Source organism: Pseudomonas moraviensis subsp. stanleyae, assembly GCF_036283065.1.
Lineage (GTDB): Bacteria > Pseudomonadota > Gammaproteobacteria > Pseudomonadales > Pseudomonadaceae > Aquipseudomonas > Aquipseudomonas stanleyae.
The window spans coordinates 438,621-453,082 of sequence record NZ_JAADJI010000001.1 but is presented as its reverse complement, the minus strand read 5'-3'; the positions used below and the strand labels follow the sequence as shown (position 1 = coordinate 453,082).

Here is a 14,462-nt window from a genome sequence, read left to right as displayed (position 1 = left end):
CAGTTCTGTCACAAACCTTGGATAACGTAGCCGCTCATGAACGGGGGAGAGCGCTGAAATGAACGCCGAAGTGAACGTAGTCAGCGAGCGGACTGTGCATCCCATGGCCGTCAACGGCGAATCGCTCCAGCTTGTCGCGCACTGGTTGAAGTCCAATGGAACGCGTCAGATCAGAGAACCTGATCCGCGCCGGATGATGATCGAGCGCTACCCCGCTGGCCTGTTCAGCGAGGCCGAGCTGGAAGCCTTGTGGGATGTGATGGAAGGATAAGAACAATAGGGATTGGTAAAAGCGCTGCCGGGATGGCGGCGCTTTTTTTTGCACTGACATTTGTACACTTCGGTTCAATGTGGGAGCGAGCCTGCTCGCGAAGGCGTCAGCACTTTCACTGCCTTGTTGACTGGCCACCGCTTTCGCGAGCAGGCTCGCTCCCACAGACCAAAACTCCCTGCTCAACTCCATTTTTCTGCAATCCGCCCGCTAGGAATTTACGTTTCTTAGACGTTTTTCGCCTATTTAAAGACGATTCTTGAAATTGACACACTGTTCAGGGCGCGGCTACGATTCGGCCCAGCGCCTGTGGCTAACCGCCATGACTCAAAACAAGGAGCAGGCCCGCCATGACGTTTTCGTTGGCGGGTCTTTTTGTTTCGGGGTGAATACAAGAGTGCAAAAGCGCCGTTTCAGCCGTTCGACACAGCGCGTTTCAACCCGTAATAAGGAAAACAAAATGTTGAACAAGCGAATCAGTCTGATCGCACTGGGGATGTTGAGTGCTACACAGGGCATGGCTAACGACCAGGCCGAATCCAAGGGTTTCGTTGAAGACAGCAGCCTGAAAGTGCTGTTGCGCAACGCCTACATCAATCGTGATTACAAAGACGGTCGCCCGGACAAAGCCGAGTGGGGCCAAGCGGCGATCGGCACGTTCTCGTCCGGCTTCACCCAGGGCACCGTCGGTGTCGGTGTTGACGCCTTTGGTCTATACGCGCTGCGTCTGGACGGCGGCAAGGGTCGTACCGGCGCGCAGGGCATCGACTTCTTCAAGCAGGAAAACGACGGTCGCGCGAACCACGACATCGCCAAGGGCGGCGCTGCGGTCAAGTTCCGTGTGTCCAACACCGTACTGACCTACGGCGACCAGATGCCGGCCCTGCCGGTGCTGAGCTACGACAACGTACGTCTGCTGCCGGAAAGCTATACCGGGACTTTGATCACCTCCCGTGAGATCGAAGGCCTGGAATTGAACGCCGGTCGTTTCACCGCCGAGTCGCGCAAGAGCGATGAAGGCCGTGACAGCGGCGGCCTGAAGTCGATCAACGTGCTGGGCGGCAGCTATCAGTTCACCGAACACTTCAAAGGCGCACTGTACGCGTCCGACGTTGAAGACGTCTTGAAGAAACAATACGTGAACGCCAACTACGTGATCCCGTTCAACAAGGACCAGTCGCTTACCCTGGACTTCAATGGCTACCGCACCAAGCTCGACAGCTCGTACGTGCGCGAAAACACCATACCGGGCGAAAGCATCGTCACTGGTCGCGACAACAAGATCTGGAGCCTGGCAGCCACCTTCGCCACCGGCCCGCACTCGTTCACCGTGGCGCACCAGCGTTCCACTGGCGACAGCAACCTTGGTTACGCCTATGGCGGTTATCAGAAAGACCAGCACCGCGTCGGCGACGGTGGCAACTCCATCTACCTGGCCAACTCCTACTGGTCCGACTTCAACGCCGAAGACGAACGCAGCTGGCAGCTGGGCTACGGCCTGGACTTCGGCTCGTTCGGCGTACCGGGTCTGAGCTACAACTTCGCTTACGTGCGTGGCGACAACATCACCACGTCCACCAGCGAAGGCGGCACCGAGCGCGAGATCTTCAACCAGTTCAAGTACGTGGTGCAAAGTGGCCCGGCCAAAGATCTGAGCGTGAAGCTGCGCAGTTCGATCCTGCGTGTCTCGCAGAAATCCAGCGAGTACAACGTCAGCGGTAACGAAGTGCGAGTATTCGTGGACTATCCGATCAATATCTTCTGATGATCGAAATGCTGTAAGAAAAATGAGAAAACCCCGATTCGTTCGGGGTTTTTTTTCGACGGTTTCTCAGCCGAAACCGGAAAAAACCCGTGTTTTTGTCATGTAAAAGTTGCTTTCGATGCCCTGCAGGTTTCGTTTCAAACAACACTTCAAATGCCTGAAATTCTTTCTCATGGACGCAAATTCTCCACCTAATAGATTAGGGCGTTCAACGCAGCGGAGAATCTGGTAATGATCGTTTTGAACAGAGAAGTGGGCGAATCGCTTCGGCGCGACAAGTTTGTCAACGTCCAGGGTGGTGACTTCAATCTCTACGGTCATTTTGCCGACTTCGTCAGACTGACCAAGAGTTGGGAAAACATGGAGCCTGACAGCTACTACGGTCAGGCCGAAGCCGGCATGCGCTACCGTCGTTACAGCGACTTTGAATACAACCCGAAAACCCGTGAGCTCAAGCAACTTGAGCATCGCGCCTACGTGCAATCGAAACAGAACAACGCCTATGTCGGCGGCGTGGTACGGCACTTTCAGGACTTTTCCGAGGAAGTGATTACATCGCCGGTGATGCGCAGCCTGATCGACACCGATTTCGAAGTGTACAAAAGCGTGCTGCCGGAAGAGTTGCATGATGAAATCTGGCAGTGCCAGATCCATCAGATCCGCATCGAGATCAAACCCGGCAAGCAGCTGGAAATCACCCCTGAAGGCATTCACTGCGACGGCTATCCGTTCAGCGGCGTGCACTTCTGGGGGCGCAATAACGTCGAGGGCGCGGAGAGTCGTCTGTACGACATCCATAAGCAGCAACTGGCGGCGACCACCTACGAGGAAATTCTCGACACCACATACTTCCTGGATCGCGACATGCGCCATTACGTGACCCCGGCGCGCAATACTCACACCCATGCCATGGCATACCGGCAGATTCTGGCAATTTCCTTCTCGCGGCCCGGGACCGCTTTCGACATTGTTCGCTAATCAGATCACCCCAATCGACGGCGTCGAGTGCTCGACGCCAGTGGTATTGCGCCGCGCCACCGCCAAGGATGCGCAACGCATGGAACGCTTCTTTCGCCAGTTCGACGAAGTGTCGTTCTGCGAATGGCAGGACGCCAAGTGCCTGCGCGGCGTGTTGATCCAGAAAACCACCACGGCGTACCTGGCGTTCGATGTCGATGGCGAGATCGTCGGCGCGGTGCTCGGCGGCATGCTCGGCAGTCGCGGCACGATCAACCATCTGGCGGTCAGTCCGCGCTACCGCAGCCAGGGCGTTGGCCAGCGCCTGGTCGAAGCGGCATCGTCCGACATGAAACGGGTCGGGGTGCTGCGGATGTTTCTATTCGTCGACGATGCTAACCTCGCGGGCAAGCGATTCTGGACCGCCCAGGGTTTTTGCGAACCTCACGGCGAACGGACATTTGAGAGGGATCTATGAATGAAAGGTCCGGCAGTGCACCGCTGATGGCGACTCATCAGCCGTCGCGCACGTTTGCCGAAGCCAGCCCGGTGGTCGCCGGGTATTTCACTGTGTCGTTTGTCTTCGGGCTGATGGCGGTCAATGCCGGCCTGCCGATGTGGCTGCCGGTGGCGATGTGCTTGTTCGTCTATGCCGGCGCTTCGCAGTTCGCCGCGCTGGCGCTGATCTCCAGCGGCGCGTCGCTGACCACCATTGTGCTGACCACTTTCCTGATCAATGCGCGGCACATGCTCATGTCGGTGTACATGGCCAAGGCCTTGCGCGCGCTGGGTTTGAGCCGCATGGAGCGTTGGGCTTACGCCGGTGGCCTGACCGATGAGTCCTTCGCGTTCCACAGCGTCAAGCTCGGCACGGGCGCACCGGTCAATGTGCGTTATCTGATCGGTTTCAACCTGTTCTGCCACACCTCGTGGGTACTCGGCGGTCTACTCGGCGCGGTCTGCGCGCAGTACGCGGCGCACCTGATCAAATATCAGCTCGACTACGCACTGACGGCGATGATGCTCTACGTGCTGGTCTCGCTGTGCAACACGCGCAACAAGCTGATCGCCGCCGCTGCCGCCGTGATCTGCATGGGCGCGCTGAGCCTGATCGGCAGTTCACCCTTCAATGTCTTTATCGCCACGTTTGTGGGCTGCGGAGTGGGTGTATGCCTGACCAAACGTTCCTGATTCTGGTGGTGGTGCTGATGATGGCCGTGACCTTCCTGCCACGCGCCTTGCCATTGCAGATCAACACCGAACACTGGCCGCCGTTCGTAGCGCGGGCGCTGGAATATCTGCCGGTGGCGATCGTCGCTGCGATCAGCCTCACGCCCTTGTTGATCAAGGATCGGCAGATTCAGCTCGATCGCCCGGAATTCTATGCCGCGATTCCGACGTTGCTATGTGCGTATTTCAGCAAAAACCTCTTTCTCAGTGTGGCGGTGGGGACGGCTGCGTACATTGCGCTCGGCTCGCTCATGTAACGGCAGATCGACAACATCGCTCAGGGCCTGGTGCGACAACTCCGGATTGTTCACCGCCAGGCGCACTTCGAGAAAATCCTCGAAACCGGGGAAGATCGTCAGGCCGTTCTTCTGCGCCGCTTCACGCGAGACCATACCGACCGCATCCATCTGTGTGATCAGCGACAGCGTCAACGTTTCACTGCACGAATAGACCATGCGCTGGCCGTTCTCGTGATTGCCCAGTCCGGCGTCGAGAAAACGCAAAAAGCTGTGGGAATACGGACAGTCTTCCGCAGGACGCACCTGAAACTTGTTGCCCAGCAATGTCAGCGGATCATTCTCCTGACCGCAATGCGCACCGACCACCTGCACCTGCACATCCGGCAACACGATGCTCGGCAAGCCGGGACGCTGCGGGCCGATCAGCACGGCGAGATCGAAATCTTCGTTCTTCAACTTGCTGAGATTTTCCATCGACTCGGCGTAGCTGAATTCCATCTGATAATCGGGAAACACCTCGATCAGGCGTCCGATCATTCGCCGGTTGAAGTCAGGCGACAGCGTATTGTTCAACGCCACCTTCAACGTCCGCTGCCCGGGCACTTTCAGCGCTTCGACCTTTTCCTCCATCTGTCGCGTGGCGATCAACACTTTGTCGATGTAGGGCGTGAGCTCCGTGCCTTGTGGCGTCAGCGTCAGGCCCTTGTTGGAACGGCGAAACAAGCGGAAACCGAACTGCTCTTCGACCTTGTTCAACTGTGCAGCCAACGCCTGCACGGTCAGGCACGAATGCTCGGCTGCAGCCGACAACGAGCCGGTCTGCACGATGCGCATGAGGTTGCGTAAGGTTCTGCTATCCATGGGTAATGCCCTCTGAAGTGGGCTGGGTATTGTTGTTTACGAGACGACCGAAACGGCGCCATATGCCGGCTATATTCCTGCACCTGAGCATAGTTGTCGCGGATTTAGTAGCGAATTGATTTCCCCGCCGATGGCTGGAGGCTGACAGAGGATCGGGGTTTTTGCTGGGGTGGGGATGATGGAGATCAAAAAATGCGTGCGAGAAGCATGGATTTTTAAGTCTGCACGGTTGTTCATCAGTGTATTAATTTTGATTAAATGTACAGATATGTACTAACCTCAAAGCATGATGATTTCTCTGGAGGCGGCCACATGCCAACTTCATCTACTGCGTTAAACCCACGCGAACAACTCGACGCCCCCGAAGCCGGCCGCGTTGCGCTGAAGTTCTTCTTCAGCCTCATGGAGCATTGGGGCTGTAGCGCCGAGCAACAACGCACCCTGCTCGGTGGAGTCGGCAACACCACGTTCTATAAATACAAACACCTGCCAAACATACGCCTGCCCCATGACACCCTCGAGCGCATCTCTTATCTGATGGGCATTCACAAGGCGTTGAGCATCATCTTCAGCAACAGCCGCGACCGCGCCTACGCTTGGGTCAGCAGCCCGAACACCGCGGCACCGTTCAATGGCAAGACTGCGCTGGATTACATGCTGGCGGGCAGGGTGGTCGATATCGCCGATGTGCGCCGCTATCTCGACGGAGTCCGCGGTTGAAAGTGCCGGCGCTGGTCGATGTGCAATGGCCGCGCGCCTATCGCATCGTCAACAGCAGCTTCCCGCCGATTGCGCTATTTGAAGATGTCCTCGACCCCGAAGACCTCGAAGTTGCGTACGCCATCGAAGCGCTGACCAATGATCGCCTGATCGAACAGGCCGGTGTACTCGCCCGCGTACGTCCCGAAGATCGCCTGTCTGGCCCCGGTTCCAGTCCGGTTATGGCCGCGTTCACTCACGTCGGCAAACGCAGCCGTTTCAGTGACGGCACCTTCGGCGTCTATTACGCCGCCAGCAGCCAGGCTGCGGCCATCGCCGAGACCTGTTATCACCAAGAGCGATTCCTCGCTGCGACTCAGGAAGCGGATCTTGAGCTGACCATGCGCACTTACGTCAATCGTGTGGTTAAACCGCTGCACGATATTCGTCACCATCACCCCGAGCTGCACAATCCGGATCCGGAGGCTTATGGGCCGTCTCAGGTTTTCGCCCGGCAACTGCGCGAAACCGAGTCGTGGGGACTGCTCTACAACAGCGTTCGCCTGCCGGGCCATGAATGCGTCGCCGCGTTTCGACCTCCAGCGGTATCGATTCCGAAGCAGGGCAAGCATTTGCGCTATGTGTGGAGTGCGAGTCAGCAGAAGATTTCGTTTGTACTTGAGATCAGTCAGGTCTGAAACGCAAAAGGCCTCGCATCAACGAGGGCCTCACGTGGCTGATTACATCAACGGCTTGTCCGGCGGCGTATCCATCACTTTCACGACATCATCGATCAGCGCTTTGCTCAATTCCTGCAAATACTGCGAGGCATAAGCGTGAAGATCAGGATCGCGCGCGACTGAAGAGTCCGCAGTGAGCAGTCGTGAAATGTGAAGCAAGTGTGAGGCATGGGAAAGGGCGGCGATTACGGGCACACCACGATTGGTGCGGAACAGCGCTTGATTGGCCTGGAAGGAAAAGTGCGTGAGGCCTGGGGTTCTCAGATCGAGGTAGTTGGTCATTTCGCTTCACCTGCCGTGGTTAAGGAAGTGGAGTGAGGTGACCGGTGCCACTGCGAGGCGGATTACGGATGGATCATTGGCATTCATTTGTGAACTCCCTGTATCAAATGAGAGCTGCCGATTCGTTATCAGGCGAATAGGTGGCAGCTATGCGCGGGCTGATAAACCGGAGATACAGGAACCCGGCAGACCCGAAGGTCTCCCACGCACAGCCGCCATTGCACGGTAATGCAGACACAAAAAAGCGCCGGCAAACGAGAATTGGGGCGCTGGTGCGCCTGTATCTTACCCGGGTTATCAGGCCCGGTCGCTGAATTGGCAGCGACGGGTTTGACGGTAGCTTGCGGAAGAGCCGATGCACAATCGTGGCCAGTAGTGGCTTTGTGTGGCTTCTCGTTACAGCAAATTTCTCAGCATTTCCCGCTACACGTTTCGTCGCATTTTCCTGGAAAACGTTTATCGTTTGTTTATACGGCATGGCCGTATATTGCGGTTCATGTATACAATTATCGAAACGGACATTTTCAAGCGCTATGCCGACGCCATATGGGGCGATGGTGAGCGCGATGAATTCATAAATTGGCTTGCTGCAAATCCGTTGGATGGTGATGTCGTGCCTGGCAGTGGTGGTATGCGCAAGGTGCGCTGGACTCGTAGCGGCATGGGTAAACGAGGTGGCACACGGATCATCTATTACAATACGCTTTCTGAAGGCTCGATCTGGTTACTCATTGCCTACACCAAGGCAAAGTTTGACGATTTGCCCTTAGCCTTCCTTAAGCAACTGAAGGAGGAAATCAGCGATGGTCGATGAACTGGAGCAATTCCAGCAGGACTTGCTGGAATCTGTACGTCAGATGAAGGCTGGAAAGGCTGCGCGCGTGACTCAAGTGCCGCTCTCTGCGGCAGCAGAAGCGCGTGCCAAAGTGGGCGTTTCTCAAAGTGCGTTTGCCAAACTGATCGGTGTGAGTCTGCGGACTTTGCAGGATTGGGAGCAGGGGCGTAGGCAGCCGACGGGTGCGGCTCAAACTCTCCTTAGGGTCGCCAGCCAGCATCCGGAAGCGTTGCGGGATCTGCATCCTGCTTGATACCACTTAAAACCTTTGGGCTGACTTCTGCTACAGAAAACAACGAAGCCCCTGCATTTCTGCAGAGGCTTCGTTTTGTATGGCGTCGGCACTAAAATCGTAAAAAAGAATTCAGGTTACGACTCTCTATTAACTGAAAAACGTGGTCTGTCTACAATTCTCCTCAGCTGTACCCATGAGAGGAATCGTGATGTTCGAATATGCGTTGGAAGTTCACGAAGAGCCGGACAGTGTCTGGTTGTCCTGCGCAGAAATTCCAGAGATGCACGCTGTTGGCGACACCTTTGAACAGGCGCTCGACAGTGCTATCGATGCCATCGAGACCGCCCTGTCGATATACGTCGATGATCGTCGATTGATTCCGACGGGGCAGGCGGGGTAGGCGGGAGAACAGCAAAGTGACGTCGTGTTGCGTCTGCCTGCGCTGACCGCAGCGAAGGTTGCGCTTTGGAATACGCTCTTGGAGTCCGGTGTGAGCAAAGCCGAACTGGCGCGTCGTCTCGGCGTGCAACGGCCGCAGGTAGATCGATTGGTGGATTTTCTGCACCACTCCAAGATCGAGAATGTTGAGCGTGCGCTGCAGCAACCTGGGCGAAGGATTTCGCTTTCGGTTGAAGCAGCGTAGGTTCCGCATTTAACGTTGGGAAACGCCGCAATAGCCTCAGCTTCAGAGAATCTGTTCGGAAAACGAGGTGTCCGGTGTTTTTTTACAGCAGACTCATTAATGTTCAATTTGGTAGCCGACCGCTTTTACTTAGGCAAAGTCAGCAACCTGTCCGTAGCCTTCCTTAAGCAATTGAAGAAGGAAATCAGCGATGGTCAATGAAGTCGTCTCGTGTCTCGTCTAGACTTCGCAACCCGCTTTCGGCGTCTTCAAAGCTCTTCATGCAGGTTTTGCCATAGGCCGACAAGGCCAATTTGCTGCGTTGGGTGAGTTGAACGTCGGATGTACACAAGTCGATGAATAACGAGAGTGAGTGCCCGGCCTCCTCAAATGCTTTGCGGATTTCCGTGGCGTTTTTTCGTTTTGACATCACTTGCTCCCTAGGCGACGTTGTCCGTGGCGAGTTTATGCGTAAATTTCCACGTCAAAACCAACTTCGCGTATCAACTTGTAACCCAGCAAGCTTGAATACTGGCGGTGGGACAGTTCGAGGTCTCAACGGCTGACAAGGGACTGAGTGGAGTCTCTTCATGTTTTCGTTGTTGCTCTATGGGCGAGGATTTTTGCAGGATGATGAAGTCATGCGGTCCTGTGGTGGATTGCCGATCTACTCCAAAGATCTTTTTAGATCTTGAGGGGGGCACCGCTCACAGGCTGAGGGACAAAGCAGTAACCACTCGGCTATTGCACTTCCATATTCAAACGCCAGAAACAACGAAGCCCCTGCATTTCTGCAGGGGCTTCGTTTTGTATGGTGCCGGCACCAGGAGTCGAACCCGGGACCTACTGATTACAAGTCAGTTGCTCTACCAACTGAGCTATACCGGCGTGTGGGCGACGATTATAGCGATTGGGCTGGTTCTGTAAACCCCTGAATTCAGACTATTTTTGAGCAAACATCAAATTGGCTTTTACGCGGGTTGCGATGCCAGGGGTTATACCGTGGAAATCGATGAGTCCGATCCCTTGCGCTGTTGGAAATGTCGCGCTGCAGGGCTCGGAAATCATGGAATTTGCCCCTTATTCCTTTTTCACAAGGAGGTTATGCACAACGCGGTACCCCCAGGCGACGTTGCAATCCATTTCCATAGACCGGTTCTCATGTTGTACGCAAATCGCTGTTCTCGCAGTTCTTTATTAGCGTGAACAAAAAATGACCAATAGTGATAAATGCTTGAAACAGGCGCGGGGATTGGATCCATAAAGATTTCATCAACAGAGTTATCCACAGGCTGCTGCGCGTTTTCACCGCTCGGCCAGCAGTAGCAGGTTGCGTGGCGTGAGCGGTGATTCGCAGAACGTGCCGAGACGCACGCTGTAGCCTCGCTCGACAAGAAACAGCGCCCGATCCAGATTCAGCCGAAGCTCGAGCGGTCGACGGAAGAGTCCACGCAGTAATTCCAGGTTGCGAACTTCGGCCAACCGCTGCCAACCGGCGGCTTCCAACGCCTGCCAATCGGGCGTGCCGGTTGTGGATAACTCTTTAAACGCTGCCAGATCGCGACAATAGTCAGCGAAGGATTTTTCCAGCCAAGCGCTAGGCAGTGATGGGGTTGGCAAGTATTCGTCGACGCCGCGCACTTGCCGTTGCAGCAGGTCGAAGGCCAGACGACGGGCCATGGAAGTATCACGCTGGCGTCGGACCCGTGCACCGGCGGTGACGGTTTCGCTCATTGGTAGCGCCAGATCTTCCAGCGATAGCTGTAGGACCGATCGCGAACCAGCCGATGACAACGCCTGATACTCGCTGCGACTGATGCGGTTGTAGCAGCAGGGGGCGATCGCCATCTGCCGGCATCCAGCAGCGCTGGCCAGTTGCATCAGGCGCACGTGCAGCTCACCGCAGGCATGGAGGGCAACGGGGGTATGCTGAGCGCCTAAAACGATCGCAGCGTCCGCCGCCAGCACATCCTGTTCAATGTGTAGTGCATGCAAGTGGTGACGCTGACTCAACGCCTGACCGCTGGCGACCAATAAAGGATCGTATTCAACGCAAGTCAGTTGTTGCCCCGAGCCCAACAAGCGCCGCCCCAAATGTCCCTTGCCCGAGCACCAGTCCAACCAATGCGTCGGTTGCGCGGTGAAGGACAAACGGCTGGCAAACGCCTCGATCTGCTGCCACTTGCGCCCCGGAACATCGACATTCAATCGATGGCCCGCAGGTTCCAGCGCATGCTCCGGCAACTCACCGACCGCGCTCAACTCAGCCGATAACTTCGCCAATGAAGCGAACGGCTCAGGCGCGTCGACAAGATCAGCGGGATGGTTATGTGCGCGTTCTGCATCTTCCAGCGGCCGTCCGCGTAGCCACGAAGCCAATTCCGGCCAGGACGCTTCCCAGTCCAGCGAAAGATGGGTGAACGGTCGAGGCTTCCATAGCGCCTGATGCTCAATCAGAAAGGCATCCAGCGCGGTGAAGCGGGCGAGTAGGTTCTCGCCCGTCAGCACGTCGGAAATTTCAGCGGCCTTGGCAGGCATCGACGCGCAGCCAGCGCTCCAGCAGCTTGAAGCCGCGTACCAGCACGTAAGCCATGACCAGATAGAACACACCGGCGGCGAAGAAGATCTCAACCGGCAGATAAGTGCGGGCGATGATCGTACGAGCCATGCCAGTCAGTTCCAGCAGAGTCACGGTGCTGGCCAGCGCGCTGGCCTTGAGCATCAGGATCACTTCGTTGCTGTAGGCCGGCAGGCCGATGCGCGCTGCCCGGGGCAGGATGATGTAGAACATCGTTTTGGGCTTGGACATGCCCAACGCCCGCGCCGCTTCGATTTCGCCGGGTGGAATCGCCTGAATCGCCCCGCGCAAGATCTCGGCGATGTACGCCGCCGTGTGCAGTGTCATGGTCACCGTGGCACACCAGAACGGATCGCGCAGGTACGGCCACAAAGCGCTTTCACGCACCGCATCGAACTGCGCAAGGCCGTAGTAGACCAGGAACAGCTGAACCAGCAACGGCGTGCCACGGAAAAAGAAGATGTAAGCGTAGGGCAGCGAACGCACGTACCACAGCTTCGACGAGCGGGCGATGCCCAGCGGAATTGCCAGCAGCAGGCCAGCGATTACCGCGATGGCTACCAGTTCCAGAGTCAGGGTCGCGCCCTGCGCCAGTTTCGGCAGCCACTTGATAATGACTTCCCAGTTCATCAGGCGCTCCTCGCAAAGCCGCGGGCGGCGCGTTTTTCCAGGAAGTGCATGCCGGTCATCGCCAGCACCGTCAGGGCGAGGTACATGACCGCCGCGACCATATAGAAGGTGAACGGCTGTTTCGACACGGTCACGCCGATCTGCGCGTGACGCATGATTTCTTCCAGACCGATGACCGATACCAGCGCGGTGTCTTTCATCAGGATCATGAACAGGTTGCCCAGGCCGGGCAGGGCGATGCGCCACATCTGCGGCATGATCAACCGGGTAAAAATCCGCCACTTCGACAGGCCCAGGGCCTGGCCGGCCTCACGGTGCCCCTTGGGAATGGCAAGCAGGGCGCCCCGAAACACTTCCGTGGCGTAGGCGCCGAAGCACAGGCCCAGTGCGATCACACCGGCGGCGAAGGCGTTGAGTTGCAGGTCGGGATTGCCGAAATACTCACCGAGTGCGCGCATGAGGTTGACCGTACCGAAGTAGATCAACAGCACCCAGAGCAATTCCGGAACGCCGCGCACCAGCGTCGAATAGGTACCGCCAAGCCATTGCAGCGGCTTGTACGGGGAAGTCTTGGCCAAGGCGCCAAGCAGGCCGAGCACCAGGCCCAGGCACAGGGCGGTAAGAGCCAGTTGGACGGTCATCAGCGCACCGGCGGCAAGCGCCGGGCCGAATCCGTAGAGGTCGATAATCATGGGTTTCTGTTCAAATTGCGGCAGGCAAAGTCGGGAGCCGGCGCCGCTCGATCACGGCGCCGGTCCCACAGGTCAGATCAATAGATGCTGAACGGGAAGTACTTGTCGTTGATTTTCTTGTAGGTGCCGTCAGCGACTATTTCCTTCAGTGCGGCGTTCAGCTTGTTGCGCAGTTCGTTGTCACCCTTGCGCACGGCGATGCCGATCTTGTCGCTTTCCACCACCGGGTCGCCTTTGAACTCGTAGTTCTTGCCGGCGTCGGTTTTCAGCCAGTCATAGTTGGCGTACTTGTCGGCGAGGATCGCGTCGACACGACCGGAGGTCAGGTCGAGGTAGGCGTTTTCCTGGGTGTCGTAGAGGCTCACCGAGATGTCATCACCGTAGGTGTCTTCCAGCCAGGTGCCGGCCAGAGTTGCGCGCTGAGTGCCGATCTTCTTGCCTTTCAGTGAGTCCTTGTCGGTTTTGAAGTCGACGTTTTTTGGCGCGATGAACTGCAGCTTGTTCGAGTAGTACGGGTTGGTGAAGTCCACCGCGGCTTTGCGCTCTTCGGTGATCGACAGCGAGGAGATCAGGAAGTCGAACTTCTTCGCGTTCAGCGCCGGAATGATGCCGTCCCAGTCAGAGGTGACGACCGAGCATTCAGCTTTCATCTTCGCGCACAGGGCGTCGCCGATTTCCTTGTCGAAGCCGACCACCTGGCCGCTGGCGTCTTTATTGTTGAACGGCGGGTAAGCGGCTTCGATGCCCATTTTCAGGGTTTCAGCCATGGCACCGGCGCTGAACGCGAGGGTGACGGCGGCGGCCAGGAAGATCTTCTTGAAATTCTGCATGCATGTTGCTCCGTTAGCGGTTGCTGGACATGAATTGTTTGCAGCGCGCCGAAAGCGGGTTGTCGAACACCTGCTGTGGCGATCCTTGCTCTTCTATGAGGCCCTGGTGAAGGAACACCACTTCGCTGGAGACCTGACGGGCGAAGCCCATTTCGTGGGTCACGAGCAGCATGGTGCGGCCTTCTTCGGCCAATGCGCGGATGACACTAAGTACTTCCTGAACCATTTCCGGGTCAAGCGCGGAGGTGGGCTCGTCGAACAGAATCACTTTCGGCTGCATCGCCAGTGTGCGGGCGATCGCTGCGCGTTGTTGCTGGCCGCCGGACAGTTGCGCCGGGTAGGCGTGGCGCTTGTCGGCGATGCCGACCTTGGCCAGCAGGGCTTCGGCGACTTCGATGGCCTCGGCCTTGCTCTGGCCGAGCACCCGGCGCGGGGCTTCGATGATGTTGTCGAGCACGCTCATGTGCGGCCACAGATTAAAGTTTTGAAATACAAAACCAATCTCCGAGCGCAGGCGATTGATCTGCTTGCCGTCGGCGGCAACCAGTTCGCCATTCTTGGCGGCTTTGAGCTTGAGTTCTTCACCGGCCACCAGGATCTGGCCCTGATGCGGGTTCTCCAACAGGTTGATGCAACGCAGGAACGTGGACTTGCCGGAACCGGAAGAGCCGAGGATCGAGATCACGTCGCCGTCGCGGGCGGTCAGCGAGATGCCTTTGAGCACCTCCAGCTGTCCGTAGCGTTTGTGCAAGTTGCGGATTTCAAGCGCGGGCGTGGCCTCAGCCATGTGCGTTCCTCATATATGTTGCGCTCCTGCTGTTGGCGGGCCTTCCTGGCGAGGCGGCCAAGCTAGCATAGCGTTTCTATGGCAGCCAACAGCGCTACGAGCGGTAAACGGGTGGCCTGTGGCGGGTTGTCGCATCGGCGCAGCAGACTGTCGCCCCATCAACAACCGAACGGGTGTTTGATCATGCAGACCCGTAGGTGTCGCGTAAA

The 14,462-nt window shown here is 57.1% G+C and carries 18 protein-coding genes, 1 tRNA gene and 1 pseudogene; 11 read left to right on the top strand and 9 right to left on the bottom strand.

Annotation, left to right across the window (positions count from 1 at the left end; genetic code table 11):
• The first annotated feature begins 58 nt into the window (after nucleotides 1-58).
• The 6 genes from GXB78_RS01895 (at nucleotide 59) to GXB78_RS01870 (ending at nucleotide 4,480) form a co-directional block, all read left to right on the top strand.
• Nucleotides 59-271 carry a hypothetical protein gene (locus GXB78_RS01895; RefSeq protein WP_150637940.1) on the top strand — a complete coding sequence of 71 codons (213 nt, stop codon included), beginning with the start codon at nucleotides 59-61 and terminating at the stop codon, nucleotides 269-271.
• Between the two features lie 460 nt (nucleotides 272-731).
• Complete coding sequence (locus GXB78_RS01890) at nucleotides 732-2,036, top strand: OprD family porin (RefSeq protein ID WP_329513919.1); 1,305 nt, start codon at nucleotides 732-734, stop codon at nucleotides 2,034-2,036.
• A 231-nt stretch (nucleotides 2,037-2,267) separates the two neighbouring features.
• Nucleotides 2,268-3,014: a 2OG-Fe dioxygenase family protein gene (locus GXB78_RS01885; RefSeq protein ID WP_329513918.1), complete on the top strand. Its 747-nt coding sequence runs from the start codon at nucleotides 2,268-2,270 to the stop codon at nucleotides 3,012-3,014.
• 79 nt (nucleotides 3,015-3,093) lie between these two features.
• Nucleotides 3,094-3,471, top strand: a complete 378-nt coding sequence (locus GXB78_RS01880) for a GNAT family N-acetyltransferase (protein WP_042608609.1) — start codon at nucleotides 3,094-3,096, stop codon at nucleotides 3,469-3,471.
• Nucleotides 3,468-4,184, top strand: a complete 717-nt coding sequence (locus GXB78_RS01875; protein WP_039756466.1) for an AzlC family ABC transporter permease — start codon at nucleotides 3,468-3,470, stop codon at nucleotides 4,182-4,184. The genes GXB78_RS01880 and GXB78_RS01875 overlap by 4 nt, the downstream gene beginning before the upstream one ends.
• Complete coding sequence (locus tag GXB78_RS01870; RefSeq protein WP_329513917.1) at nucleotides 4,163-4,480, top strand: AzlD domain-containing protein; 318 nt, start codon at nucleotides 4,163-4,165, stop codon at nucleotides 4,478-4,480. Before GXB78_RS01875 ends, GXB78_RS01870 begins: the two co-directional genes overlap by 22 nt.
• Here the strand turns inward: GXB78_RS01870 and GXB78_RS01865 are convergent.
• Nucleotides 4,397-5,323: a LysR family transcriptional regulator gene (locus tag GXB78_RS01865; RefSeq protein ID WP_329513916.1), complete on the bottom strand. Its 927-nt coding sequence runs from the start codon at nucleotides 5,321-5,323 to the stop codon at nucleotides 4,397-4,399. The two genes, GXB78_RS01870 and GXB78_RS01865, sit on opposite strands and share 84 nt — an antisense overlap.
• Before the next feature lie 312 nt (nucleotides 5,324-5,635).
• Here GXB78_RS01865 and GXB78_RS01860 point away from each other — a divergent pair, with 312 nt between their 5' ends.
• Nucleotides 5,636-6,043 carry an MbcA/ParS/Xre antitoxin family protein gene (locus GXB78_RS01860; protein ID WP_329513915.1) on the top strand — a complete coding sequence of 136 codons (408 nt, stop codon included), beginning with the start codon at nucleotides 5,636-5,638 and terminating at the stop codon, nucleotides 6,041-6,043.
• Nucleotides 6,044-6,054: 11 nt separating this feature from the next.
• Nucleotides 6,055-6,720, top strand: a complete 666-nt coding sequence (locus GXB78_RS01855) for an RES family NAD+ phosphorylase (protein WP_408005100.1) — start codon at nucleotides 6,055-6,057, stop codon at nucleotides 6,718-6,720.
• A gap of 42 nt (nucleotides 6,721-6,762) precedes the next feature.
• Here GXB78_RS01855 and GXB78_RS01850 read toward each other — a convergent pair whose 3' ends face one another.
• Complete coding sequence (locus GXB78_RS01850; RefSeq protein WP_329513913.1) at nucleotides 6,763-7,044, bottom strand: DUF3077 domain-containing protein; 282 nt, start codon at nucleotides 7,042-7,044, stop codon at nucleotides 6,763-6,765.
• Between the two features lie 496 nt (nucleotides 7,045-7,540).
• On the opposite strand from GXB78_RS01850, the gene GXB78_RS01845 reads away from it, so the two are divergent.
• The 3 genes and pseudogenes from GXB78_RS01845 (at nucleotide 7,541) to GXB78_RS01835 (ending at nucleotide 8,757) form a co-directional block, all read left to right on the top strand.
• Nucleotides 7,541-7,858 carry a transcriptional regulator gene (locus tag GXB78_RS01845; protein WP_329514025.1) on the top strand — a complete coding sequence of 106 codons (318 nt, stop codon included), beginning with the start codon at nucleotides 7,541-7,543 and terminating at the stop codon, nucleotides 7,856-7,858.
• Nucleotides 7,848-8,132 carry a helix-turn-helix domain-containing protein gene (locus tag GXB78_RS01840; RefSeq protein WP_016986316.1) on the top strand — a complete coding sequence of 95 codons (285 nt, stop codon included), beginning with the start codon at nucleotides 7,848-7,850 and terminating at the stop codon, nucleotides 8,130-8,132. Before GXB78_RS01845 ends, GXB78_RS01840 begins: the two co-directional genes overlap by 11 nt.
• 190 nt (nucleotides 8,133-8,322) lie before the next feature.
• Nucleotides 8,323-8,757, top strand: a pseudogene (locus GXB78_RS01835) (type II toxin-antitoxin system HicB family antitoxin).
• Nucleotides 8,758-8,941: 184 nt separating this feature from the next.
• Here the strand turns inward: GXB78_RS01835 and GXB78_RS01830 are convergent.
• The 7 genes from GXB78_RS01830 to GXB78_RS01800 all read right to left on the bottom strand — a co-directional run bounded on the left by GXB78_RS01830 (nucleotide 8,942) and on the right by GXB78_RS01800 (nucleotide 14,253).
• The gene (locus GXB78_RS01830; protein ID WP_329513912.1) at nucleotides 8,942-9,166 is read right to left on the bottom strand and encodes a hypothetical protein; all 225 of its coding nucleotides are present in this window, start codon (nucleotides 9,164-9,166) and stop codon (nucleotides 8,942-8,944) included.
• Between the two features lie 382 nt (nucleotides 9,167-9,548).
• Nucleotides 9,549-9,624: transfer RNA gene (locus GXB78_RS01825), tRNA-Thr, on the bottom strand.
• A gap of 417 nt (nucleotides 9,625-10,041) precedes the next feature.
• Nucleotides 10,042-11,274, bottom strand: a complete 1,233-nt coding sequence (locus tag GXB78_RS01820) for a methyltransferase (protein WP_329513911.1) — start codon at nucleotides 11,272-11,274, stop codon at nucleotides 10,042-10,044.
• Nucleotides 11,255-11,944 (bottom strand): ABC transporter permease, encoded by a 690-nt coding sequence (locus GXB78_RS01815; protein ID WP_329513910.1) that lies wholly within the window; start codon nucleotides 11,942-11,944, stop codon nucleotides 11,255-11,257. Before GXB78_RS01815 ends, GXB78_RS01820 begins: the two co-directional genes overlap by 20 nt.
• Nucleotides 11,944-12,636: an ABC transporter permease gene (locus GXB78_RS01810; protein WP_329513909.1), complete on the bottom strand. Its 693-nt coding sequence runs from the start codon at nucleotides 12,634-12,636 to the stop codon at nucleotides 11,944-11,946. Before GXB78_RS01810 ends, GXB78_RS01815 begins: the two co-directional genes overlap by 1 nt.
• 77 nt (nucleotides 12,637-12,713) lie before the next feature.
• A complete protein-coding gene (locus GXB78_RS01805; protein ID WP_329513908.1) occupies nucleotides 12,714-13,466 on the bottom strand; it encodes an ABC transporter substrate-binding protein in 753 nt (250 codons plus the stop codon).
• Between the two features lie 13 nt (nucleotides 13,467-13,479).
• Nucleotides 13,480-14,253 carry an ABC transporter ATP-binding protein gene (locus tag GXB78_RS01800; RefSeq protein WP_064363370.1) on the bottom strand — a complete coding sequence of 258 codons (774 nt, stop codon included), beginning with the start codon at nucleotides 14,251-14,253 and terminating at the stop codon, nucleotides 13,480-13,482.
• Nucleotides 14,254-14,462 lie beyond the last annotated feature (209 nt).